Source organism: Dyadobacter jiangsuensis (assembly GCF_003014695.1).
GTDB classification, from domain to species: domain Bacteria; phylum Bacteroidota; class Bacteroidia; order Cytophagales; family Spirosomataceae; genus Dyadobacter; species Dyadobacter jiangsuensis.
The window spans coordinates 55,563-81,464 of the sequence record NZ_PYAS01000022.1 but is presented as its reverse complement, the minus strand read 5'-3'; the positions used below and the strand labels follow the sequence as shown (position 1 = coordinate 81,464).

Genomic DNA, 25,902 nt, shown 5'->3' with positions numbered 1-25,902 from the left:
GAATTGGAGTAGAATTCAAGAGGCAGGCTGGTTACGTAGCCAAATAATTGTGTAATTTTTAATTACGTTTTTATCATCAAAAGTGACGAAGACCCAGAAGTTGACCACCTGATTCCGTGGCAAATTGACCACCTAAATGTCTGGCGGCCGGTAGCAGAAAAAAGCTGCAGAAGCAGTTTCAAAATTAGTTAATTAAGGTCGTATTATTGGTAGCTGTTTTCGGGCTCTATTTTTTTCTTTCTTCTCATCGATTCCCCCCTCAGTTCTATGCGGTGTGCGTCGTGGACAATGCGGTCCAGGATAGCGTCGGCAATGGTTTTTTCACCAATCACTTCATGCCATTTGCTGACGGGCAACTGCGAAGTAATAATCAACGATGCTTTTCCGTGCCGGTCTTCGATGATCTCCATCAGGGCGGCCCTGCTCTGGGCATCGAAGGGCTGGATACCGAAGTCATCGAGCACCAACAGGTGCTGCCGTTCGATCCTGGCGATTTCCTTGATATAAGAGCCGTCGGCCTTGGCCATTTTCAAGCGGGCGAACAGTTTTGGGGTACTCGCGTAAAGTACGCGATACCCCTGGATGCAGGCTTGATGGCCGATGGCAGTTGCCACATAGCTTTTGCCGATCCCGGTGCTGCCGGTGATCAGCAGGTTCTCGTTGCGGGTGATAAAAGAGCAATCAGCCAGGCGCATGACCTGGTTACGGTCCAGACTGCGATCGGCATGGTAATGGATATTTTCGACGACGGCCTTATAACGGAACCGGGCTTGGTAGATCTGCCGCTCCACGCGGCGGTTATTGCGGTCGTCCCACTCGGCGTCCACAAGGTACCCCAATAGCTCATCGGCCGTATAATCATTGGTTTTTCCGCCTTCCAGGCTGGTTTTGAAGGCATGGAACATGCCATAAAATTTAAGCTTGCGCAGCTTCTCCAAGGTGTCATTGTTCATTGTATGGATTGTTTAAAAGGTTACTGATAATATTCTTCGCCCCTGATATTGTCGTGGTTAGGCATCGGTAGCTCGTCGGCGAACAGGCTGTCCTCGTACTGGTCCATCTTCTTCTCCAATATCATCTGAATGATTTTGTAGTTATAAATACCATAGCTCAATGCGCGCTGGCATGCGCTGATCAGCCGTTGTTCGCCAGCCTTTTTTGCGAAGGACAAGATGCCGATGCAAAAGCGGTAGGCCTGCTCGGGATGCTGCTTACGGTCCAGTATTTTGAGGATATAAAGCCTGACGTCGTCATGGATTGAAGAAGCCCATTCGACGAACTTATCCGGGGTCCATTCGGTCAAAAAGCGGTGCGTGCTGGCCAGGTGCTCTTTATCGGTCGAGTAATTGTAGGGGCTTTTGACACGCTGGTGCAGTGCTATGCGCTCATAACGATAGTAGATTTCGACCAAGGTGCCCGAGAACAGCAATTTGACCTTCTTGCCGATGAACCGGTACGGGACGCTGTAATAGTGTTTGTCGATGCTCAGGTTGACGTGCCCGTTTTTCATCACGGTCGCATGCGACTGCTTTTTGAACTCGTAGCGGAGCAGCGGCAGCGGAGAGAGTGCGCCTCGCTCGATCTCTTCGAATTGAAGCCTGCGGCTGTAATTGCGACCGCCCAGGAGCTGATTATTATGGACTTCCAGGGCCGCCCATATGGCTGCATTTAGCTCGGATAGTGAGTTAAAAACCTGCTTTCTTAAAGGCGCATAGATCCGGCTGTAAACGATTTTAACAGCCCCTTCGACCAACGCCTTGTCGCGTGGCCGGTAAGCCCTGGTGGGTAATATGGTCGTCCCGTAATGGTTGGCAAAGTCCTCAAAAGTCTCGTTCAGCGTAGGTTCATACCGGTTGCTCTTGGTGACGGCCGCCTTGAGATTATCCGGGACTACGGCCGCCGGAACACCCCCGATGTAATGAAAAGCATTCTCACAAGCCAGGATCAGATCTTCTTTTTGCTGGCTCATAACCGCTTCCACATAGGTGAGCTGGCTGGCGCCCAGGATAGCAATAAAAACCTCAACCTCAATCAATTCTCCGGTCTCCCTGCTTACAAAACTCATCTTTACACCGGCAAAATCGATAAAGAACTTATCGCCCGCTTTATGGTCCTGGTGCATGACTGGGTTTACCCGGGCCTTCCACTGGGCCAGGTGGAAGCAGAACTGGGTATAGCCAAAACCGTCAGGGAATTCCTTTTTGTAGCTCTCCCAGAGCGAATAACGCGTCTCGCCGGTTTTTTTAAGCTCTTTATCTATTCGGGGAAAACAGCGCTGTAAGTTCAACAGCCTGTCCTGAGGCGGCATCTGTCTAACTGCACCGAAAAATTCATCCAGTTCCTTGTCGTTCAGGCCGTTGATCTGCTCGAAAGTCAACCCGCTCGCTTCAAAAGTAGCCATGTACTTCTTGGCCGTATTGCGGGAAACGCCCGTTTGCTCAGCAATAAAAAGCTTGCTGCGCCCTTGACTGTACATCCTTAGGATCTGTCTTATCTTATTCATGCTGATAGTCGAATTAGCCATACTTTCCACGGTTGGTATCCGCCAAAAATATGGGTGATTCTACAGCATTTTTCTGCTTGACGGGGTGGTCAGTTTGCTCCGGAATCCACTGGTCAGTTTCGGGTTCATCCCCACTTTTGGTGGTAGATGCGTCAAAAATGGAAGGCATTCGTTGTGCTATTAATGAGTGCTTCCAAGATAATTTTTGATTCTGACGATATTTTAAAAGTGATTTCAGTTGACAGCCATGGAAACCAGCTTAATATTCACGTTCAGGGAAAACAGAAAACAGGACGATGCCCCAATTGTTTGTGCCCCTCGGGTAAACTTCACAGCTATTACAATCGAAAATTCGATGACCTTCCTGCCTTTGGCAAGGGTACAAGGATATTTTTAAGATCGCGAAAATTCTATTGCCTAACTCATAGTTGCCCCTTAAGGATTTTTACCGAGCGGTTTGACTGCCATTTTAAGGCCTACAAAAGAACAACTGAAAGGCTGGAAAAGAAGCTATTGAGCATCGCCTTGGAAGCGGGAGGCAAGCCTGCTGAACGCATCAGTCGGCAATTTTCTATTTCGGTCAGCGACACCACATTATTGAGAATGATAAGCAAAGTTTCTCTACCGAACTACTGCACCATAACCGCGGTTGGCGTTGATGACTGGGCTTTTAAGAAGCGAGAGAAATATGGAAGTATTCTGGTAGACCTACACACTGGGAAAATAATCGACCTTCTGCCAGATCGGGAAGAAGACAGTTTACGGGACTGGCTACAGGTTCGTCCAGAAATAAAGATTGTTACCAGGGACCGTTACGGAAAATATCATCGAGCAATCACATCCGGAGCGCCGCAGGCCCAACAACCGGGCGGCCGGAGCCGTTATCGATCGCTGGCATCTGTTAAAAAACCTTGGTGAGGCTATACATAAAATAATGATCCGGGAATACGCCAAGCTCAATAAACTCCTGTTCAATAATTCTGTTGATCAGCCTATTGAGCCACTCACCCAAAAGCCGGAAGTGGTTAGGACAAGCGAGTCAAACGGGGTTAGAAAGCGGCGTTTTGCTGAGCTAAAAATATTGCAGGCGGAAGGCCACTCGATCAAGGGAATAGCTGGACGTTTGGGTATGCACAGGCAAACAGTAAAAAAGTACATGGAGATGCAAGCGCTCTCCCGCAGATCTCACGGTGAGCGGAAAATGCTCGAACAATATTTTCCATACATCAACAGGCGTATGGAAGAGGCTCCCGCACTGTACCTGAAAACGTTATGGAACGAATTGAAACAATTGGGTTATCAGGGAGCCTATACAACACTCTCCGAAGCATTGATCTACTATGACATCCGAATAGGTAAGAAGGCAAGCAAATCGAAGTTCCCCCAGCGTACAGGCTCATTTTTCAAACCTTCACAAGCAGCTATGCTATTCATCGCTGCAAAAGATAAACTCGGTAGGATACAGCTCAAAATGATTGATGATCTCCGCAGCAAATCCGATGAATTGAGAAAAACCTACGCGCTGGCCGAGGCCTTTCGCCAGATGATGACCAATAAACTGGGCGACCAACTGAAACATTGGATCGATCGCGCACGAGCATCTGGGATCCGGGAGATGGCCGCTTTTGCAACTGGATTGCTGACAGACTACCAGGCCATTAGGAATGCCATGTCTTTGCATTGGAGTAATGGGCCAGTCGAAGGCAATGTCAACAAACTCAAAACTATAAAACGGCAAATGTATGGTAGAGCTGGATTTGATTTGTTGAAGAAACGATTAGTTTTAGCTCCGTCATAACCACCAAAAGTGGGGATGAACCAGTTTCGTCCGAAACAGGTGGTCAGTTTACTCCGAAATGGGGTGGTCAATTTCAGCCGGAACAGGTGGTCAGTTTGTGTCGTCCTAAAAAAACTTTGTGTCGTCCTGTGTCGTCCTAAAAAAACTTTACAGTTTTTGATGATAATCCTAAAAAAACTTGACGTGTCTTTTTGTTAGTCCTGCAATCCCTTTACACCTGGATTTCCTTAATCCTGAAATTACATTACACACTAATATAAGTGTTTCGAGCACAGGCCTTGTTGACTGTCCTGAACATTTTTCTTGTCATCCCTCACTTGAAGGGGATGCAAGAAAAATGTGGTAGCTGAATCGGGCGATTTATGAGTCAGCATGTTCATTGACATTCTTCCTTTTTCGCTGATATCGCTTCCAACGCTTTGTTAAAATTCCCTGATGCGAATGCGCCTGATCAGGAGTTAAATAATCTATGCTCGCATGCGGCCGCTTCATATTGTATGCATGAATGATTTTAACGATAGCCTTGACAGCTTCTCGGTGATTCTGGTAGACACGCTTGGGGAAAAACTCATTTTTTATTATCCCGTTTACTCTTTCGGCAAGCGCATTATCGTAAGGGCTACCACTCTGGGTCATGCTTATGGCGATATTTTCTTCTTTGAGGATATTCACGTACTCGGCCGAACAGTACTGGATTCCTCGATCAGAATGATGGATCAAAAAGTACGTAGGGTCATATGTTCGTGAGGTAACTGCCATTTTTAGTGCATTTATACATCCTATTGCTTCTAGGGTTGGGTAAAGGCAGTATCCGACAATTTTCCTCGAAAATGCATCTGTTATTAGGCTTAGATAGCTGAACCCCTCCAATGTCTTTATGTAAGGTAGAGTAGAGCAAGCGCGCCTAATAGTTTCTCAACTATCGGTTTCGCTTGCCCTCTCTCCGAACCGGACATGCACTTTTCAATATGCATCCGGCTCTCCAGGAATCATCATGTAGTCAGGCGGTTTCATCCATCCCCGTCGGTAGTGCATTACCTTCTGCCAGCCCATTTGATAGTGTTCCACCCCATTACCTCGCCATACCTTCCAGCTAGGCCGGAGTCGACTTGGTAGACGGTGCTTTAAGATCAGTTGAGCATTGGCTTTCGGGTATTTCTTGCGTAACCATCGCCAGATACGGTCCCGACCATACCAATCTAGGTCTGACAGGATTTTCTTAGCTCCGGTGCAATACTTGCAGAAATTGCCCCAGCCTCGTAGGATAGGGTTCAGTTTTTGTAACAGCTTGTCCAGTGACCAGCCGAGTGTAGCTCGTCCCGTCAACTGTTTGATACGGTAGCGCAAATCCGCTGCTTTCTGTTTTGGTATCTCTAATCGAGGCGTCCAGCCATACCGATAATCCCATCGCATGCTAACTCGATGCCCTAAAAATTGAAAGCCCTCCATCAACGGAGTAATCTTGGTCTTTTCAGGGGAGAGGGTTAAACCCATCTTCTCTTGGAGTAGCGTTTGTAGGGCCTCTCGCTCTGCGAGTGCATCTTCTTGAGTACCACTGGTCAGAATAACAAAATCGTCCGCATACCGAAAGGGGAAGTAAACCGCCCTTCCGGCCCGACGATCCAAACTGCGTGACCACCTGGCGGCTGTGATACCGTCGCAATGCCGACGCTGCTGACGCTTTGTCTGGTGATTAACCCACCGTTCGTAGCGTTCTTCAATCACACCCAGGGCTACATTGGCCAACAAAGGCGAAACGATCCCCCCTTGGGGAGTGCCCGCATCGGTGCGCAGAAATTGTTCTTCTGAGAGAATGCCTGCTTTCAAAAACCGAACCAGTAACTGGTTGACCCGGCGGTCAGCCGAGTGCTGTCGAATCCGATCCATCAGTTGGTGATGATCAATATGATCAAAACAGGCTTGGATATCGCCCTCGATAACCCATTGGTAGGGCATTTGATGACGCTTGTTATCCTGTTTTTCCACCTTCCGCGGACGCATACTCATTCGAATATGCTCTAAGGCTCCATGGCAACCACGTCCCGGCCGAAAGCCGTAAGAGACATGCCAGAAGCGCGCTTCCAGAATCGGTTCCAGTACTTGTTTGATGGCGCATTGCACCACCCGGTCCGCAATCGTCGGAATGCCCAAGGGACGGAACTTCCCTGGTTTACCCGGCTTAGGGATCAATTTTCTACGGCACGGGCTGGGTTTATAGGTTCCAGCCCTTAGCTGCCGTTGAAGGGTCTCGAAGAATCGGGTTTAGCCAATGCGCTGGCGAATGCTTCCGGCCGTTATCCCGTCAATCCCCGGTGTACGTTTGCCCTTGTTTTGGGCTACCCGGCGCCAGGCTTCTCGTAAGTTGCGTAGGTCTGTTAACCAGTTCCATAACTCCCGATATGCTTCCGTAGGATAATTCTGACTCCATTGGTACAGCTTTCTTTGCACGTTGAGTACCCAGGCATGATCTGCCTGATGAACCAAGTCCATGGTTCGCTTCTCCGGTTTTGAAATTGTACCGATTCCCTGCCCGCCTTCGCCATGTGAACGGCTTTCCCGTTCTCGGACTACTACGCGGACTCCGTCCTGGGAGTGATCCTTCCCGAGTCGCTGTCGATAGCCTGTTTTCCTGACAGGCGAATCACTCTCAGTTCCCATGTTCCAATTATTGACCTATGAATCCTTAGATGGCATGCTCTACCCCTGGTGGCACGGAACGATGGCTAGGGGGAAATTCCATCGTCGAATCAGTTAAACTTATTCCGGGATCAGCAACATAAAGACCGATCCGCTCGGACCACGAATTCCCTCTCAGCCAAGTCTGATAGCGAGGGTTGGTGAGTAAGTACAGAGGCTTCCAGCGCATACTTCGTTGTCTCATCATAGATTCTGTGGTAGCCCAGCTAACAGGAATTGGCCTGTTACTGGTACAGTTAAGGCTGTTCTGCTTATGACACCCGCTTGGCAGCACCCAGCGAGCTTTGCAGCCCCCTTCTTTCCAACTTCCCTTGTTGGAAAGGGCAGTATTGCAACTGCCGGTCAATAATCAGCCAACACAGCAAAAAAAAAGCTGTGTCTTCATGGCGCACTCAAGTCGCTAACCCACAATTGATTAGGCTTTGTTACAATGAGATCTTTGATTAAGTTAGGGTACTTTTTTAACCAGTGAGATGAATCTGTGGTCTTTACCATTCGCTTTCGCCTTCGTATCAGAAGTCCATGGAAACGAAGTAGGTCGAACAGCTGATCTCTTCCAATTGTCACGCCATGCTCCAATAAAGCCGGCAGCAGTAAGAAATGTAGTTTTCTAGTTCCGATCAATGGGATGTCGTTCCGATAATCGCTCACAAGTGACAAAACTAGTGAATGGATTATCGATGTCTTCTTTTCATGCGCTGCTGCCTCGTAATAAGCCTGACGTGTGACGCCAAACAGTCCACAAAGACTCCCCAGGCTTTCTCCGGGATGTTTCTGCCTCATTTTTTAACTGTTTGGTACCAGACTTTTTTCTGATTTTAATATGAAGCTCCTGCTCACTTACCTCTATTAACGTCTGCAGAGAGCTAATTTTTAGGTTTGCCTTCGCAAGCTGTTTTGTAAGATTCTCGACCTGTTTGGCCAGAATACGGGTCTTGGTGCTTTCAGTCATATCTCCATCGGCTTCTTCTACCACATTGTTAGGCTTAATAGCAAACGATGAATAATCGTCAATCCACGCACTAACGCTGTTGCGGCTCAGACCATATTTGCGAGCAGCTGCGCGTTGACCAAGTAACCCCGAATTTACCTCTCGAACAATCCGCTTCTTTTCCACCTCAGTAAGTCGTTCCCAAGGTTTTCGATTTTTGATCGTGACCTCCTTCCTTTTTGCTTTCATCCGTTTTTGCTTCTGTGTAAAGCTATTTCAGGACTATACACAGCGATGTTGGACTTCGTTTAAGTCGTAGTGGCTCTATAGTTCCGCTCTATCCGCCAAAGCGCCTTCTGAAAATAATCAGCATAATTATAATCTTTGGACGTAAGGCAATCTTGCAATTCTTCGTCCAATATTAGAGCGTGTTTGGGAATTGTGGAGAAAGGGGATCGTACCATCTTTGCAGTGACCAAACGTTAAAGAATTGATTAAACTATAGATGCTCCGCTTTACATCTTGCGTACCGGCTGCCAGTGGCGAAATCTACCATCTTGCTTTCCCAAATGGCAGTCCGTCTATTGGTACTTTGATCGCTGGAAAAAGAATAATATGCTTGCTGAAATCAATGTTTTCCTAAACCAATTAGATAGAAAAGCGAATGAGAAGGACGAGAATCTATCTGCTTTTTGCATTGATAGTCAGAGTATTAAGCTTTCTCCTATGATTTTTGAAAAGCGAGGATTAGATGCAAACAAGAAAGTGAACGGTCGTAAAAGACAGCTATTAGTGGATACGGATGGCAGAATATGGTTTGCTCACGTTCATGCTGCAAATGAGCCTGACGGCAGTGCTGCTTTAAATTTTTCGGCTGATATTCTTTGCCAGAACGAGCGCCTAGAAAAAATCTACGGCGATCAGGCCTACAACGGCGTTTTCGCTCGAAAAATGAAAGAATTCAATATCAAATTTGAGAAAGGCTCACGCCCAGAATCTGCAAAGGGGTTTGTACCGGTAGCCAAGAGGTGGGTGGTTGAACGATCAATTGCTTGGACTAACTTTTTCAGGAGAATTGTCAAAGATTACGAATACACAGTATCTTCTTCGGTTGCTTGGATCATTCTTGCCAACATTCAATTGATGTTACAACGAACATTCCTTACAGCCAAAATATAATTCCCAAACACATTCTTAGTTTCTCAGATTCCAGTTCCCTGATAAGCAATTCAAACTCTGTTAACACCCTACTTCAGGTTTGCAATAGCTGATAAGCCCTAAATTTAATCTGGCCAAGTCATTTTTCAAAGGCCGCTATAAATGGGATCCAATGTGCAGCGAGCTTTATGGATTCCATCTATTGAATTTCGTAGACAATTTATTCGGTCGTTTTTTGTATACTCTCTTGGCCTTACTTGAAGTGATCACTTTTATGTGAATTTTAACATCAAATTGCACCGTTTCTTCATAATTCTTTTGCCATTCTTGACATGGCAGTTGTTAGCAACTCGATGTCGTATGAGGCTATACCGCTTGCTATCGGTTTGCACTTCCTTCCAGTATTTTCATTTTACAACTAATCCGCAACAAGGATTGTCACTGATAGTAGAATTACATGACTAAAATCTCTCATTCGATGAAATTTCAATTCAGTGCCCTGGTATTCTGTCTGCAATTGTCTTCGTGTCGGGACAAAACGCCCGGGGCGGACTGCGGCTGCACGTCGTTACACTATACGGCTATGGAAAATGTTCGTACCAGCTATGCGCACGGTAGCATATTTACTTTTGCAGATGATAATCGCCTTGTGAACTCCTACATATTATGTACGCCGCTCGACACTATGCCAGAAAGCAAGGATCTACTAGTACCAGACTATATTATGAGCGGTAAAATGAGATTGCCATGTTTCGAGGGGCGAACACTACTGCCGTCGCAACCGCTTCTTGAAGTGACCGAAACTCGAAGAATTCCGTAGCTATGCAACTTTATGATATCTTTTTACACTATTCTTTTTAATCCAATTTGACAAGGTTGCCTCGGTCACCCGGTGACGGTCTGCAATGTACTTTTGGCTCGAACCATTCAGCAATAGGGCTTCTATCTCTGGTCTAAACTGACCTAGTTTACTTTTCCAGGACCAGTTGGGCGACCTAGCTTTATCTCTGACAGCTTCTTTGCAGCTAGAGACTCCTTTGTCCGCTTACTGATCAGATCTCTTTCGATCTCGGCGGCCATCGCAAAAACCATAGCCATCACTTTGCTCTGGATGGAGTCGTCCAGTTGCCACCCTCCTTTGACAGTATAAATTCGGATACCTTTCTGCATAGCAATCGAGATAATCTCCATCACCTCAAGCATCGACCGGCCAAGTCTGGAAAATTCACTTAACAAAATCACATCCCCTTTTTTGAGCTCGTCCAGGATCGGACCGATTTTGCGGTTTCGCCAGGACACTTTCCCGGAAACCTTTTCCTGAACGAACTCTACCCGGCCTAAATTTTTCTCATCGGCTAGGTGCAGTATGTCGGCCTTGGTAAGTCTACATGTCCTTATGGCCTCCCACCGATAAAAATGCAATTCGACGACACCCTTTCAACGAATGGGCTTTCCTGGGGTGCAACGGCACGGTCTAGTTATTATTCTATAGCGGTAGAAATATGTATGCAAAACATTTGAATTAATTCTACAAAAAAACTTCAATCCAGTATTGCCAATAAAAAAACTATTCACTTACTTTGTTCAGTATCTTCTAACAAGCCCCATTTTTTAAAGCATTTTCTTGTACCCATTAAGATCTGAACCGTTTCGCTGGAAGAATATGTGGTGTCGATAAGAAAACTTGATTTTCTGCAATTTGACTAGTGCCTGGATATTGTATTCGGGAAAGTGTCTTGTACTGCGTGGTAATCCAATATTAGATCGAATCACCCGTAAAGAGCGGCCGTTATCACAGATGTAATCTCATGGTTGAATTTTCTCCTTGAATTACCTTTTGTGAAGTTATTTGATCCCCGATGTTGTCCTGTTTTCGAAAGCAGGGGGCAAAATATTATTGTCATGAGCAGGCAGTCTAAAAACCCCAACTATGGTAAATGCGCGAGAACTCCTTAGCACTAATTTCAGGTATCCCTTTCCTGCTTTAAAGAACCCTTATGCTGCCCAGATGCAGGAGATTACCGACAGCCAATGGATTGATGGAGAGTATTTGTGGCTTTATGACCATAGTCCTGAAATTCGTAAAAAATATAAAAAAACACAAACTGCCCATATAGCTGCCCATTGGTTCCCAACAGCTTCCCTGGACCGATTCAAGCCCATTTGCCGCTTGATGCTTTGGACGCTATACAATGACGATCTATACGAAGAGGGTAACCCAGAGGAAATCCCTGACGTACATAGACAATCGTTAGCTGTTTTGAATGGAGAGGCCGCTTCGTCCGACGTGGGAATTCCCCTGGGAGGAATGCTGGGATCGCTAAGGCAGGAATTACTGCAATTCATTCCACAGGCGTCAGTCGTTCGCTTTTCAGAGATGATCAGCAGATATTTTACTGGCCTTGGGACGGAGCTGGTCTATAAAAAAAACAAAACGTTCCCAACGATCGAGGAATGTATTGCGTTAAGGGAAGATTCCATTTGCCTTTATCCCTTTCTGCAATTGACGGAAGTGGAGACCGGGGTCATTCTGCCGCCTGAAATACATGATCATGCTGTGATAAGGCGTTTGCAGGCGCTGGCATGCCGGCTGGTAACCTATTTTAATGAAATACAGTCGATTACCAAAGACGAAGCCACTGATAGTGTTTACTATAATATCGTGAAGGTGATACAGCATCAACGCGGAATTTCATTAGAAGAGGCTTGCCAGGAAAATCTGCGGCTGCATAACCAAGACCTGAAGGAATTTGTAGGCTTACAGTCCTCGCTTCCGGATTTCGGGGTCTGGCAGGATGCGGTTGTGAACTGGGTCCATTATATGGGCATGGTTTTAAGCGGCTGGAAAAATATATCGACCAGGTTGGACCGGTACAATGAAGCGGCATTTCCGGCAGCGGCCGAGCTTCGGGAAAAACTAACCCATGTATAGAAAACGACCGGCAATCGAAAAGCTGAAACTATCGTATATACATGAGTGTTTGCGCAATTTATGCAAAGAAGGGAGGTCTGCGGAGCTATCCATAGAAGATTCCTGATTGATAATACCGGCGGGTAGTTATGCTATCCAGGGGCGGAAGGTGTCTCTTACTTAAATGAAGAAAGACATGAGTGTCTTATATCCAAACACGCTGGATGCAACCCGGTTGGCTACCCGGCAAGTGAAGGCCGGTGATTTGTTGATCGGAAGCGATTTTCCGATCCGGTTGCAGACGATGACTTCCACGGACACGATGGACACGGCCGCCACTGTTGACCAGGTTATCAGATGTGCCGACGCAGGAGCTGACCTTGTGCGCGTCACCGCGCCGGGGCTTCGGGACGCTGAGAATTTGCTGAGTATCCACCGCTTGCTACGCCGAAATGACTGTAACGTCCCGCTGGTAGCGGATATCCATTTCACACCCAATGCGGCCGAACTGGCTGCCCGTTTTGTCGAGAAAGTAAGGGTCAATCCAGGGAATTATGCCGGTAGGAAAAAATTTGAAACAATCGTCTATGACCAGGACAGCTACTTGTATGAACTTGACCGGGTCAGGCAACGATTCGCGCCCCTGGTCAAAATTTGTAAAGAATATGGCACGGCGCTACGGGTCGGGGTTAACCACGGTTCGCTCAGCGATCGGATCACTAGCCGCTATGGCGACTCACCGCCCGGTATGGTTGAAAGCGCAATGGAATTCCTGCGTATAGCGGAGGATCTTCGTTTTTACAACATTGTCGTGAGCATGAAGTCCAGTAACCCCCTGGTGATGGTGGAAGCCTATCATCGATTGGTCCACACGATGCAAGAGGAGCTTGGACATTGCTATCCGTTGCATTTGGGGGTGACCGAGGCAGGGGACGGAGACGATGGCAGGATAAAATCGGCGATCGGTATCGGCACATTGCTGGAAGACGGCATTGGCGATACCATCCGGGTCTCGCTCACCGAGCCCCCTGAGGCAGAATTGCCTGTATGTCGCAGTATTGTAAAGAACTATGCATGCGCTTCCAAAGTAGCTGGCCAGAGATTAGAAGTAAAACCGGCCGGCTACGCAGGTGGTACAAAGGTACGAACCAATAAAATACTAAACATTGGGGGCAATTCGCTGCCGGTTGTGGTAGCAGACCTTTCCCAGACAGACCCGGTAACCCAAAAGACGCTGGGTGAAGTGGGTTATGATTATGATGCTGAAACCGACAAATGGAATATCAGCAACGCTTCGGCAGATTATGTCTTTACGCAGGCCCCGTTATCGTTTCCTCTTCCCGGAGCGTTGGGGATCGTCATTCCCGCAGAGGCATGGCTGCGGCTTGGCGATCGGGCCCAATATTATCCGCTTTTTGACCATAAGCAGTACGGGACGGATGGCCCGGTTTCAGATATCGTGAATTTCGTTATGGTCCCTGCAAGCCTGGCGGCCGGGTTCACCGATGGCCTTACGGACAGACAGCGAAGACGGACCGTACTAGTGATTCGCATCGATAAAACTACCGCGCCGGCGGATTGCTTGCAAGGTATCCGCCCAATGCAGAAAATAGACGGTCTTCCGCCGGTCATCTTCCAACACCGGCCAGACCTGGAAAACCTTGACGAGCCCAGCATTGCCTGCACAGCCGCCACAGCCCGGTTGATCTTAAACGGGTGGAAGGATGGACTGTGGCTTGTTGCTCCGGAAACAGGCGCCAGCCTGGCCTCGGTAAATCAAATTGCTTTTGGTATCCTGCAAGCTACCAGGACCCGTATTTCTGGGAGCGAGTACATATCCTGTCCTTCGTGCGGCCGTACGCTTTTTGATCTGCAGTCGACCACCGAGAAAGTCAGGGCCGCTACCAGCCATTTGAAAGGTATAAAGATAGCGATCATGGGATGTATCGTTAATGGGCCAGGCGAAATGGCCGATGCCGACTTCGGGTATGTAGGGAGTGGTCCCGGTAAAATCTCTTTGTATAAAGGAAATCAGGTCGTCAGGCGGAACGTATCAGACCAGGCCGTAGTCGAGACCCTGATCGGCCTGATCAAGGAGTCAGGCAGCTGGGCCGAGCCGCCATGAAGGTCCAGATTGAATAAGCTTGCCTGAAACTTCATCTTCAAATGTTTTTCTATGAAACACGTTGACTTTCCCCTGCTTGACCAAATAGAATATCCTGCTGATCTGCGGAAGATGCAGCTGGCACAGCTTCCCCAGGTTTGCGATGAACTCAGATCCTTCATTATCGAATCCGTCAGCAAAAATGGCGGCCATTTCGGGGCCAGCCTGGGGACGGTCGAGCTGGCTGTGGCCCTGCATTATGCCATGGATACCCCATATGACCAACTGGTTTGGGATGTGGGTCACCAGGCCTACGGGCATAAAATCCTAACCGGCCGCAGGGCTGTTTTTCATACCAACCGGAAGTACGACGGGATCAGCGGGTTTCCCCGAAGGGAAGAAAGTGTGTACGATACTTTCGGGACGGGACATTCTTCTACCTCAGTTTCGGCCATTCTGGGGATGGCCGCCGCTGCCAGGCAAAAGGGTGAAACAAGCAAACAGCATATTGCCGTGATCGGCGACGGTGCGATGACGGCCGGGCAGGCCTTCGAAGCCCTGAATCACGCAGGCTCTATGGACTTCAACCTAACAATTATCCTCAATGACAATTGCATGTCGATAGATCCGGCAGTCGGGGCGCTGAAAGAGTACCTGACGCAACTGGCGCTTTCGGGCACCTACAACAAAATCAGAAAGAATGTAGGCCAGACCATGGACCGGTTGCAAGAGGTTGGCAAGCATTCAAAAAGGCTTATTAACCATGTTAAGTCCGGCATTAAGAGTATGCTCGCGGATCAGGCCAATTTTTTCGAAGCACTGAACCTGTGTTATTTCGGGGCGGTCGACGGGCATGATGTGTTGAAGTTGACAGGCTTGTTGCAAGACCTTAAAGGCATTCCCGGTCCTAAGCTCCTTCATGTGGTCACCACGAAGGGTAAAGGATATGAGCCGGCGGAAAAAGAGCAGACTTTGTGGCATTTCCCGGGCCTGTTTGATAAAGTTACCGGAACGATCCATAAACCTGCCGCCAACACTCCCACGCCACCCAAGTACCAGGATGTTTTTGGTCATACGATGATTGAGCTGGCCTCGTCAAACGCAAACATCGCTGCTGTTACCCCGGCGATGTTGTCAGGTTCCTCGCTTAAACTCATGATGGAAAAGATGCCTGACCGCACCTTCGATGTGGGTATCTGTGAACAGCACGCGGTAACCTTTTCGGCGGGAATGGCCGTGCATGGTATGAAGGTTTATTGCAACATTTACTCTTCGTTTATGCAGCGGGGGTACGACCAGCTGATCCACGATGTGGTCCTTCAAAAACTTCCGGTGGTGTTTTGTCTGGATCGCGGAGGGCTTGTAGGGGAAGACGGTGCTACGCATCACGGCATTTTTGATATCGCCTACTGCCGATGCCTGCCCGGGGTTATTGTAAGTGCCCCCATCAACGAGATAGAGCTAAGGAACCTGATGTATACGGCGCAGTTGCCAGGCTCAGACCAGCCCTTTTTCATTCGTTACCCGCGCGGACAGGGAGCCACAATCGATTGGCAACAGCCGTTTGAGCAGATCAAAATCGGGACGGGAAGGCTCATCCGGGACGGGGCCGACATTGCGATCCTTTCCTTTGGACACCCGGGAAACTTCGCCGACCAGGCCTGTGACGATCTGCAAGCGCATGGTATAGCTGCCGCGCTCTTTGACATGAGATTCGTCAAGCCCATCGATCAAAATTTGCTGCACCACGTTTTCCAAAATTATCAGCATATCATTACCGTCGAGGATGGCAGCATTGTCGGTGGACTGGGAAGCGCGGTGGTCGAATTTATGTCCAGGTTCGGCTATTATGCCGACATTCGGATCCTGGGCGTACCTGACCGGATTGTCGAACACGGCTCAGTACAGCAACTATACAGGGAATGCGGGTACGATGCCAGGGGAATCGTTGACACAGTCCTGGAAATGTTACATGAGAAGGTTTTAACCAGAAAACTGCTGAGATATGAAAGCATTCAATATTCCGGTCAATTATAGGAGCCCGGTGATCACCCACATCAAAGCGGAAAGAAATACGGGCGACCATCTAAAAAAGGATTTCAAACCTTCCGTGCTTGATTTTGGCAAGGTAAAAATCAATCTTGCGCGCCATTTTGGTTTCTGCTACGGGGTAGAAAACGCAGTGGAAACGGCTTACAAGGCTATCGAAGAGAACCCCGGCAAAAGGATATTCCTGCTAAGTGAGATCATCCACAATCCTTTCGTCAACCTCTCTTTACAGCAGCAAGGTGTACGATTTATCACCGATACGGGGGGCAACCAGCTCATACCGTGGGGGGAAATCAGAGAAGATGACGTTGTGATCATACCTGCATTCGGGACAACCAGGGAAGTGGAAGGGCTATTGAAGCAAAAAGGCATCCGGCAAGTTTACTACAAAAGCAAATGCCCTTTCGTTGAAAAGGTTTGGACTCGGGCCGGCCAGATCGCGGCTAAAGGCTACACGGTTATTGTGCATGGGAACCCTGTGCACGAGGAAACCAGGGCTACATTCTCCCATAGCAGAAGCCAGGGACCCAGTGTCGTTATAAAGGATATGGATGAAGCATACCTGCTGGCAGACTTCATCACGGGCAAGCGCGCCCCATCGTTGTTCGGCGAGTTTTTTAGTGGGCGGTGCTCGGAAGGCTTTGATGTAAACCGCGACCTACGAAGGATAGGCGTTGTAAACCAGACCACTTTATTGGCCAGCGACACGCAGGATATTGCGGATTTTCTGAACGATACTATGCGGGCACATTTTAAACTCGGGCGGGATACATCCGCGCATTTTGCCAACATGAAAGACACGCTTTGCTACGCAACCCATGAAAACCAACAGGCCGTCATCAATATGCTGGACCAGTCTGCCGACCTGGCAATAGTCGTTGGAGGGTACAACAGCTCAAACACCTCCCACCTGGTCGAGCTGTGTGAAAGCCGGCTGCCTACCTATTTCATATCATCGGATGCGGCTTTGGTGTCCGACCAGGAGATTAACCATTGGGACATCAGCAGCCGTCAGTTGCATACGACATACCGTTATTTGCCCCAGAAGGACCCTTTGAGCGTACATCTGACTAGTGGTGCTTCCTGCCCGGATATCCTGATTGAAAATGTGATCACAAAGCTATTGTCATTCTTTGGGTTGACAATAGATACGCTCAGCCTGAGGATGCTTTAAGTCATCAACGAATCAATTTCACTTGCCAAACCACATGCCTATATGCAAGCCACAATGACAGCGCAGCGCGTCCAGCGACCATTCGGGGAAATGCTGACCCTTTTTGAGGAGCATTTCAAAACACTCCAGCTACCTGCCCAGCCCGAAACCCTTTATGGTTCGATAGAATACATTTGTTCGATCGGGGGCAAAAGGGTCAGGCCTGTACTTTGCCTGATGGCCAATGAGCTGTTTACAGAGTTGAAAGATGATGCGTTCCGTGCCGGAAGCGCCATCGAACTTTTCCATACTTTTTCCCTGGTGCATGACGATATCATGGACAGGGCGCCCATACGCCGCGGAATGCCGACCATACATGCCCGCTACGGCGAGCCGACGGCCATTCTGGCAGGGGACTTGCTGCTCATTCACGCCTATGGAAACCTTGGAAGTATCAGTCATTGTTGTAAAGACCAGATCATCGAGCTCTTCAGCAGCACTGCCAGCGGAATTTGCGAAGGGCAGCAGATAGATATGGATTTTGAAGCAATGCCGATCTGGAAAGTACGGTATGAAGATTATCTGGAAATGGTCATACTTAAAACTTCAATCCTTTTGGCAGCCTCTTTGCAGATAGGGGCTATTCTAGCCGGTGCGAGCGAAGCCGATCAACACCATTTGTATGAATTTGGCAAATATGTCGGCGTCGCGTTTCAAATTCAGGATGACTATTTAGATGTCTTCGGCAGCGACGAGAAATTCGGAAAGCAATGCGGTGGCGATATCAAATCCAATAAAAAGACATTTTTGCTACTGAAAGCTTTCGAGCTTGCTTCCGCCCGCCAGCGCAGGCAGCTGGAAACGTTGATGGCCACTGACCACCAGGATAAGGTCATGGAAATGACCAGGCTTTATGAAGAATGCCGTGTGGGCGAATGGGCCAGAAACCAGAAGAGGTATTTTCATCAACTTGCCTTTTCTCACCTGGACAAGATGCTTTTGCCGGCCTCAGCGAAACGGCCTCTGACCGAGCTCGCCGATTGGCTGCTGGCCAGGGAATATTGACTCGACTTAGCCGACACCGCGTCATGAAGGATATACAGGTAGTCCTGGTCGACGAACAGGACCAGGCTTTGGGGGTTGTCGAGAAACTGCGCGCTCATAGGGAGGGGCTGCTGCACCGCGCGTTTTCAATCTATATTTTCAATAGTCGGAATGAGCTGCTTTTGCAAAAACGTGCGGCGGCCAAATACCATGCGGCAGGCCTTTGGACCAATACGTGTTGTGGACACCCGTTGCCCGACGAGCGTATCGAGCAAGCCGCTCACCGCCGGCTGTTGCAAGAAATGGGCTTTGATTGCCTGTTGGAAAAGAAAATGGAGTGCCGGTACGAAACATCTGTGGGCGATGGCATGATTGAAAATGAATATCTCCACGTTTTTTTTGGATGGTACGAAGGACAGATCGCGATCAACAAGGAGGAAGTCGAAGACTTCGAGCACGTGCCCGTCAAAGAACTTGAGAACCAAATCGGGAGATATCCCCACCAATATACGCCGTGGTTTCGGCTCATCGTGCCACAAATACTATTTAGTGAGACGCCTGGTTAGCCGGGGCCCTCGACAAGGTGTTTCCTCTGAATATGTTTATGGTGGCCGAGCCTAGTTATTTCAATATGCTGGCTGGAAAGGAAGCAGGCGTGACATTGCTTAATGGATTTACTACGGTTCACGATTTGGCTTATCCTTCAGCTTATAAGAACTATTGATCGCGGAATCATAGATGGACCGCATATTTATCTGTCAAGTGCTATGATTTTCCAAACAGGAGGTCATGGCGATTACCGGCACGCCGGATGGAGGGGCCAAACAACCACACATAGTTGCAGGTGCTGATTTAATGCATATAAGTTCGTAAAAAAATAGAATTAAAACAACCTGGGGTACCGATATACTATTTGAGCCCAAATCGGCCGAAAGCAGGGGCCATATTTGTGAAAATGACGGATGACTGCAAGAACATTTGCTGCTTTAATACCGTATAAAAGAAAAGTCGGGGAGCCAGGGATTTTCGTTTAAGTGACAGCGTAGTTAAGGCTAATGCTAAAAAGGGCAAATCGTGAAATAGAGCGATGTAGCTCTTTTACTGTATTCCTGGCCTTATGAAATCGGTCTGTTCGCGCAGGCTTATGAAAGGCTAAAGTGAAATAGCAGAATGCGTGTGTAACACAGGTTAAAGTTTATGGTCGCTAGGGTTTATTGCCAGAATAGTTCATTTTTAAGTAGGCAACAATGAAACCAAAACATGAATTTAAAAAAAAAATGATATGAGAATACAAGAATTCAACCCGAAAGACTATTTACCACAAGGTTATTATCCATGGCCAGATCTTATTAATCCACATATAGAAAAAATGGGGATAGATCAGATTCACTGGATAGATGAAGACTATACCTATTTGACAGAAAAGCAACAAAAGAAGTATAAAAAGATGCGTCTACATTGTTGCATAGCACGCATGCTTCCTTACGCAAGCCTGGAACGTATTACACCATGCCATAGATTCATCCTTTTTCAGTCTGTCTTTGATGATCAATTGGAATACAAGACTGCCGAAGAAATAGATGTAATGCGGCATAGGCTAGTCGAAGTTTTCAATGGAAGCCAACCAGAATCTTTTGAAAATGGGCTCTTGCGACAGGCGTATAAGATTGGCGAGGAATTTCGCGCTTTTATGCCAACTACATGGGTAGCAAGATTTATCGATGCGTTCCATCGAGTAACAAGATATGGGGTCGTAGACGAAGCTCCTTATAAGCAAAATAAAACAGCAATGTCACTGATTTATTACCTGATAAATCGTGAATATTCAATTCTCATGTATCCATACCTATACATGATAGATATCGAGACACATTTCGTTTTTCCTGATTTACTCGACAAACATCCGGTAATACAAAGACTAAGAACTTTAACATCAAGGATTATTGGATGGCAGAATGATATTCAGGGTCTTAGCAAAGAACTTACGCTGGAAACAGAAGTTACTAACCTGATTGTTGTTTTACAACATGAATATAATCTCTCTTTGAAAGAAGCGCTAACAGAAGCTATGAAAATCCATGACGCAGACCTTGCCGAATTTACTGACTTAGCAAGTGTTCTTCCAGCTTTCGGAGAATATAAAGAGCGAGTTGAGAGATTTATACTGGGGTTAGGGTTGCAAATACAAGGTGTAAATAGTTTTTATTTAAATGACACTACACGTTATTTGCCGGATGGATCCGGGTTTGCGTGGCCTGAAGAAAGATCTTTAAAATTAAAGGATGAGTGATAAATGAAGAAGTAGGTGCGCCTTTTTGGCGATGGAATCTTTATGAATTTGGTGAGATTGAATCTGGCCACTGTTCTGCGGAACATATCATTAAGCATATTGTCGTACAAAAGATCATGTGGAAACTACGGCGAAACTGACGACTTGGTTTTAATTTAGTTTAACGAGCTTATCTTGGCATAATTTGACCACGCTGCCACTCCATTTAACACTAAGTTGCGAAAATCGAGACTTGTGATCAACCTGCAACGGAATGAGGTGATAAGCGGCACTGTATTTTCCATTCGATGGATATTTTGTTTGCAGCGCTACCGGGTCCTGCATCTGCGGATCTCTTCTATTTTGCAGCTAGCGGATATTACTTGGAGGTAGACGAAATACTCTAAAATGGTAGAATATTTTGTCTAATTGGGGTTGAATGTAGAATTTGGTAGACGGGTTTGTATTTTTACCATTATCAGGTGTAGAACTTTTTTTCAACCAAATAGCCTGCGATGTGGGGTAAGATGTATTTATCTTCTGTTTTGTGCTGTCCTTCCCACGTTATTGGTATGCGGAGTTCCTTTGAACGATTGTCTACATAGTTTATCGTTTTAGATTGACGGCAGGCGTTTTCGGGCGCCTCTCGTGAGTAAAAATACCCATTTCAGTGCTAATGACGTTTCCTTATCGAGTCGTATTTATCCTTTCTGTTTGGGCCAATCTGATGATCCGGCCGGTATTTGGCCAGACTTTCCGAAACCTGAGGCTTCCTGAAGGCGTATCCATTTCCAATATTAGGGCCATGGTGCAGGACCGACAGGGGTTCATCTGGTTTGCTACATTTGATGGATTGTTCAGGTATGATTCTCATAGCCTAAAACAGTATAAGCATAGTTCGACTGACCCCAAATCCATTTCCTCGGACCTGCTGAAAGCGCTTTTTTGCGACTCAAAGGGCAATTTGTGGGTTGGTGGAAGTCGTGGGCTGGACCGCTACAACCGGGATACCGATAATTTTACGCATATCGACCACAATTTGCCCAACGACAATCCGGAAGGTAATAATCACATTTATTTCATATCCGAAGATCGGGATCATCGGATACTCGTTGGAACCGTTTTGGGGATGAATAGTCTGGTCGTCTCTAGCAGCGGGACGAAGGTTACGCATATCCTCTACCGTACCTTTGAGGGAAGCACTCAGATTATCGGATCGGCGAGCCAGACAAGCAACGGCGATTTTTGGGCAGGAAGCTTTGATGGTTTGGTCCACGTTCCACGGAAAGCAGGTCGGCCAAGAGTCTTTCGGATCGGTGGCAATGACAAGTCGACGTCACTCAATCAATTCGCAGTCCAGTTTCTGGATGGTAAAAATGTAATCTGGCTAGGCCCTGGTTCGGGTGGTATTGTGAAATTCGAAATCGCAACTGAGACATTCCAGCCAATCTTGGATTTTGTGGCGCCGAACGGGGAGAAGCCCATCGTATATAAAATTATCTCTGATGGCAATGGTAAGATGTGGATTGCGACCTATTCCGGTTTGGCATTGTTCGATCCAGAAACCGGAAAAACCACATGGTACAGAAATCAACCTGGTAATTTACATAGTCTTCCAGATGACCTGGTTCAAAGTCTTTGCCTGGATCAGCAAGGAGGGCTTTGGCTGGGTACTTACTCATTTGGGATCACAAATCTTTATCCGCATGCGCCCCGCTTCGAGCCATGGCCTTCGACGGCAAAAGGTGTTATGGAGATCCGTTATGCTGATTCCTTCGTCGGCATCAATAATAGCGGCACGCTTTGGCTGATTGAAAAAGATCAGAAAAAGATACAGCTGTTTGATTCGTCCGGCGTGTTAAAGCGTTCGGTTGATCTACCCTTGCCTTCGTCCGTTCGCTACTACCGTTTTTATCTAGACGACGACAATACCCTTTGGGCTCTAGGCAATTCGGTACTAACCAGCTACAATTTTACAACCCGGGTCTCTCGCGATTACCCCATGGCTTTAAAAGGCCAAAAAGACCTTGTGCCTGGCCAGGTATTCGATATTCACGAAGATAGCCAAGGCAGGTTTTGGCTGATAGGCGAATTCGGAGCGATCCAATTTAATAAACAGACAGGCGATTTCATTAAATGGAAGTCGGTCACCTATGCTATGAGCATTTTAGAAGACTCCCGGCAGAATATCTGGATTGGCGGCAGCGACGAAGTGTTCTTGCTCCGACATGGTCACGCCGCTTTTGAAGAGCTATTTACCGACAAAGGCACAAGTGCTGGTAACTTCGCCTCGATATGGCGAATGGCGGAAGACCGGAAAGGCCGGATATGGGCTGCTACCCGCCAGGGGTTACAGCGTTTTGATTCTCAATCCGGCAAGTTCAGGATCGATCCGAAGATACAAGGCTTAAAATTCGAAGATATCCAGATTGACTCTAGCAATCACATCTGGCTGGCCACCGAAACGGACCTTACCCGCTACCATCCCGACAAAGGAACCGTGCAAACCTATGGTGAGCGGGATGGCCTTCCATTCAGCGGAATTACGCGACCGGCTTCGAGTGTGCAGGATCTTACTGGCAGGCTATATTTTCTGGCAAACAAGGGCGTTTTTCAGTTCCTGCCGAGCCAGACTAAAGCTCAAAGTCGCCCCTCCCGCATTGTATTCACCGGATTGAAATTGTCTGATCGGGAAATAAAAGTTGGAGATGATTCCCGGTTGCTGACGCAAAATCTAGACCAAACTGCAAGGGTAACATTACAGCATGATCAAAACATTTTCTCGATCAACTTCGCTCTGCTGAGCTTCTCCAGATCAGAACGTAACCGCTACGCGTATCGGATGGAAGGTTTCGATGACTCGTGGAAGTATTCCGGCACTCCTTCGGCAACTTATATGAACCTTCCAGCGGGCGACTATGTGTTTAGCGTGCGCGCCGCGAACGGAGATGGATATTGGATGAGAACAACCAGACAGTTACACATACGCATACTACCTCCCTGGTGGCAGTCGTGGTATGCTTATGCCGCTTACCTAGTCCTGGCCATAGGCTCGGTTTACCTTTTGACCCGCCTCCTGTGGCTACGATCTGCCCTCAGGAAAGAAAATGAGCTCCACGAAGCCAAGCTTACTTTTTTTACCAATATCTCCCACGAGATCCGTACCCACCTTTCATTGATCGTCGGCCCATTGGAAAAAGCGTTTGGTATCCTGTCTGACGACCATAGCGCCAAAAATCACCTGAATTATGCCCGCGATAACTCGAGAACACTTATGGAATTGGTAGATGAGTTGCTCGATTTTCGCAAAATCCAGAATGGGAGTGTCATGATTCAGGTTCATGAGTATGACCTTGTCAAAGTCATCAAGAGCGTTCTGGCTTCGTTCGAACATTTGGCCAGTCAAAAGGCGATCGAAACCCGTACAATATTCCCCGATCAGGCGATATTGCTATGGTTCGACCTGACCCAGATGCGAAAGGTATTTTACAATTTGTTAAGCAATGCCTATAAGTTCACCCCGGAGGGCGGGAATGTAACCGTGGAGATCATTCCTCTGTCAGATGAAGTAAGCATTACCGTTACCAATAGTGGCCCGGGCATCGCTAAAAATGATCTGGAACATCTATTCAAGAACTTTTTCCAGGTTCCTCCGAACAACGGTGTCCAGAACGGATATGGTATCGGCTTGGCACTCGCGAAGGAAATTGTTGACCTGCATAAGGGCAATCTCTCCGTTACGAGCCGTGTTCATACTAGTGGCAACGACGGCGAAACTTCATTCCTGATCGGGATCCGAACCGGTCGAGAGCATTATGCCCGCGAGCAGCTGGTCAGCCAACAAGCTTCAATAACCACCGCCCTTGCGCTGCAACATGAAAAAGAGGCGGTGGGCAATCCTGGATTATCATCGCACAAGCGCCAAACAATTTTACTGATTGAAGACAATGACGAGCTAAGGTCTTTCGAAAGGGATCTTCTTGAAGAAGATTATCGTGTTTTGGAAGCCGCCGACGGGGCTCAGGGACTGGAACTGGCTTTTCATCATTTGCCCGACCTTATCCTGTGCGACGTAATGATGCCAGAATTAAACGGGGTGCAGGTTTGCAGCCGGATCAAATCCGATGTCAGAACATCCCATATTCCTGTTATTTTGCTAACTGCTAGAACTGCTCTTTCACAGGTTGTTGAGGGGCTGAAAGCAGGAGCTGACAATTATCTCCTGAAGCCTTTCGATCCTGCCGTACTGGCTTTGAAAATCAGCAATGCAATTCGCGTTAGAGAGGAATTAAGGCGGCGTTACATGACATCGATGCTTCTGGATAATAGCAATGATGCCGGGGATCCGGATACTGAATTCATGTTCAAACTTCGCGATATTGTTACACAAAATATTGCCGAGCCTGACTTTGATGTTCAGAAGATCTCCCATTTGGTTGGAATGAGTGTTTCAGTATTGTATCGGAAGCTTCGGGCATTGACCGGAACTACAATCAACGATTTTGTAAAAAATATCAGGATGCAGAAGGCGCTTCATTTGGTCGAATCAGGCAAGTTCAATGTAAATGAAATAGCCTTACAGGTGGGTTACGACGACGCAAAGTACTTTAGCAAGGAGTTCAAGAAAATTTATGGAAGGAACCCGAGTCAGCTAAAGTCGCAGCCAAATTGATCAGGATGGTATTGTAGGCAGGGTATGGAGGTCGTAAAATATCGTCTTTGGTACGAGAGTGGTATTTGATAGTATTCTACGCATCTACAATTATTTCAGCCCTTAGGGTAAGTCTGGGCCGTCGGACTATTCTTGAAAATCGTTAAATTGATGATCCACTTTTTTCTCAGGCCCCTTACTTTTTTCGATGGTTGTGATAGTAAGTGAGTGGAGACAACGTCCATATCAGATGGTCTGATCTCCGGTTTACGTATGAAAAAATGCCGTAACGGATGTCTGAACATGACCGTGGCTTCCGAGTGTGAGATATCGGACAGCGGCTACGTATGTATGGGCCGTTCGTTTGTAGGCAGGATCAATTTAAGTCGACCTAGCTTTTCAGATGAAAAGCCGAAAGGGGGCGTGCCATCGACTTCCATGTTAGCTACGACGGCGTTTTTGCGAAACTTCTCAGCCGACACCTTGTTATCACAAAGCTATAAATTATGGCACTTATTAGTCTTCTACCCGTAGTTGATATTTTATCTACACATCCAAATTCCATTTATGTTTTTTGTTGAATTGTTAGGCTAAAAGCTATCGTAAGGAATGGATAAAGTTGCAATACAGATAT

18 protein-coding genes are annotated in these 25,902 nt (G+C 47.3%); 11 read left to right on the top strand and 7 right to left on the bottom strand.

The features are described from left to right. Nucleotides 1–203: 203 nt before the first annotated feature. Both istB and istA read right to left on the bottom strand, forming a co-directional pair. Nucleotides 204–953, bottom strand: a complete 750-nt coding sequence (gene istB / locus CLV60_RS31120) for an IS21-like element helper ATPase IstB (RefSeq protein ID WP_106599310.1) — start codon at nt 951–953, stop codon at nt 204–206. A gap of 20 nt (nt 954–973) precedes the next feature. Next, complete coding sequence (gene istA / locus CLV60_RS31115; protein ID WP_229211212.1) at nt 974–2,503, bottom strand: IS21 family transposase; 1,530 nt, start codon at nt 2,501–2,503, stop codon at nt 974–976. Nucleotides 2,504–2,686: 183 nt separating this feature from the next. Here istA and CLV60_RS31110 point away from each other — a divergent pair, with 183 nt between their 5' ends. Together CLV60_RS31110 and CLV60_RS31105 are read left to right on the top strand one after the other, a co-directional pair. Next, nucleotides 2,687–3,421 (top strand): ISL3 family transposase, encoded by a 735-nt coding sequence (locus CLV60_RS31110; protein WP_170118915.1) that lies wholly within the window; start codon nt 2,687–2,689, stop codon nt 3,419–3,421. Between the two features lie 16 nt (nt 3,422–3,437). Further along, on the top strand, nt 3,438–4,301 hold the full coding sequence (locus tag CLV60_RS31105) for a transposase (protein WP_106599307.1): 864 nt from the start codon (nt 3,438–3,440) through the stop codon (nt 4,299–4,301). A 360-nt stretch (nt 4,302–4,661) separates the two neighbouring features. Here the strand turns inward: CLV60_RS31105 and CLV60_RS34890 are convergent, their stop codons facing one another. From CLV60_RS34890 to CLV60_RS31090, 4 genes are all read right to left on the bottom strand, one after another. Next, complete coding sequence (locus CLV60_RS34890; protein WP_170118914.1) at nt 4,662–5,171, bottom strand: integrase core domain-containing protein; 510 nt, start codon at nt 5,169–5,171, stop codon at nt 4,662–4,664. 93 nt (nt 5,172–5,264) lie between these two features. Next, complete coding sequence (locus CLV60_RS31095; RefSeq protein ID WP_262510585.1) at nt 5,265–6,491, bottom strand: reverse transcriptase domain-containing protein; 1,227 nt, start codon at nt 6,489–6,491, stop codon at nt 5,265–5,267. 72 nt (nt 6,492–6,563) lie between these two features. Beyond that, nucleotides 6,564–6,959 carry a reverse transcriptase N-terminal domain-containing protein gene (locus CLV60_RS34525; RefSeq protein WP_211302302.1) on the bottom strand — a complete coding sequence of 132 codons (396 nt, stop codon included), beginning with the start codon at nt 6,957–6,959 and terminating at the stop codon, nt 6,564–6,566. Nucleotides 6,960–7,689: 730 nt separating this feature from the next. Then, nucleotides 7,690–8,178, bottom strand: coding sequence for a helix-turn-helix domain-containing protein (locus tag CLV60_RS31090; RefSeq protein WP_106599305.1), 489 nt, complete (start codon nt 8,176–8,178; stop codon nt 7,690–7,692). A 252-nt stretch (nt 8,179–8,430) separates the two neighbouring features. Here CLV60_RS31090 and CLV60_RS31085 point away from each other — a divergent pair, with 252 nt between their 5' ends. Continuing rightward, nucleotides 8,431–9,108, top strand: a complete 678-nt coding sequence (locus tag CLV60_RS31085) for an IS5 family transposase (RefSeq protein WP_106599304.1) — start codon at nt 8,431–8,433, stop codon at nt 9,106–9,108. A 942-nt stretch (nt 9,109–10,050) separates the two neighbouring features. Here CLV60_RS31085 and CLV60_RS31080 read toward each other — a convergent pair. Next, nucleotides 10,051–10,509, bottom strand: a complete 459-nt coding sequence (locus CLV60_RS31080; RefSeq protein ID WP_229211209.1) for a recombinase family protein — start codon at nt 10,507–10,509, stop codon at nt 10,051–10,053. A 586-nt stretch (nt 10,510–11,095) separates the two neighbouring features. On the opposite strand from CLV60_RS31080, the gene CLV60_RS31075 reads away from it, so the two are divergent. From CLV60_RS31075 to CLV60_RS31040, 8 genes are all read left to right on the top strand, one after another. After that, on the top strand, nt 11,096–12,019 hold the full coding sequence (locus CLV60_RS31075; RefSeq protein WP_146151628.1) for a terpene synthase family protein: 924 nt from the start codon (nt 11,096–11,098) through the stop codon (nt 12,017–12,019). 175 nt (nt 12,020–12,194) lie between these two features. Then, entirely contained in the window at nt 12,195–14,123 is a 1,929-nt protein-coding gene (gene ispG / locus CLV60_RS31070; protein ID WP_106599302.1) for a (E)-4-hydroxy-3-methylbut-2-enyl-diphosphate synthase, read from the top strand. Nucleotides 14,124–14,174: 51 nt separating this feature from the next. Beyond that, nucleotides 14,175–16,139 (top strand): 1-deoxy-D-xylulose-5-phosphate synthase, encoded by a 1,965-nt coding sequence (gene dxs, locus CLV60_RS31065; RefSeq protein ID WP_106599301.1) that lies wholly within the window; start codon nt 14,175–14,177, stop codon nt 16,137–16,139. Beyond that, complete coding sequence (locus CLV60_RS31060; protein WP_106599300.1) at nt 16,108–17,325, top strand: 4-hydroxy-3-methylbut-2-enyl diphosphate reductase; 1,218 nt, start codon at nt 16,108–16,110, stop codon at nt 17,323–17,325. The genes dxs and CLV60_RS31060 overlap by 32 nt, the downstream gene beginning before the upstream one ends. A 42-nt stretch (nt 17,326–17,367) precedes the next feature. After that, nucleotides 17,368–18,369 carry a polyprenyl synthetase family protein gene (locus CLV60_RS31055; protein ID WP_211302300.1) on the top strand — a complete coding sequence of 334 codons (1,002 nt, stop codon included), beginning with the start codon at nt 17,368–17,370 and terminating at the stop codon, nt 18,367–18,369. 23 nt (nt 18,370–18,392) lie between these two features. Continuing rightward, nucleotides 18,393–18,914: an isopentenyl-diphosphate Delta-isomerase gene (idi, locus tag CLV60_RS31050; protein ID WP_106599299.1), complete on the top strand. Its 522-nt coding sequence runs from the start codon at nt 18,393–18,395 to the stop codon at nt 18,912–18,914. A gap of 716 nt (nt 18,915–19,630) precedes the next feature. After that, nucleotides 19,631–20,638 carry a terpene synthase family protein gene (locus tag CLV60_RS31045; RefSeq protein WP_106599298.1) on the top strand — a complete coding sequence of 336 codons (1,008 nt, stop codon included), beginning with the start codon at nt 19,631–19,633 and terminating at the stop codon, nt 20,636–20,638. Nucleotides 20,639–21,293: 655 nt separating this feature from the next. Further along, complete coding sequence (locus tag CLV60_RS31040) at nt 21,294–25,289, top strand: hybrid sensor histidine kinase/response regulator transcription factor (protein WP_106599297.1); 3,996 nt, start codon at nt 21,294–21,296, stop codon at nt 25,287–25,289. Nucleotides 25,290–25,902 lie beyond the last annotated feature (613 nt).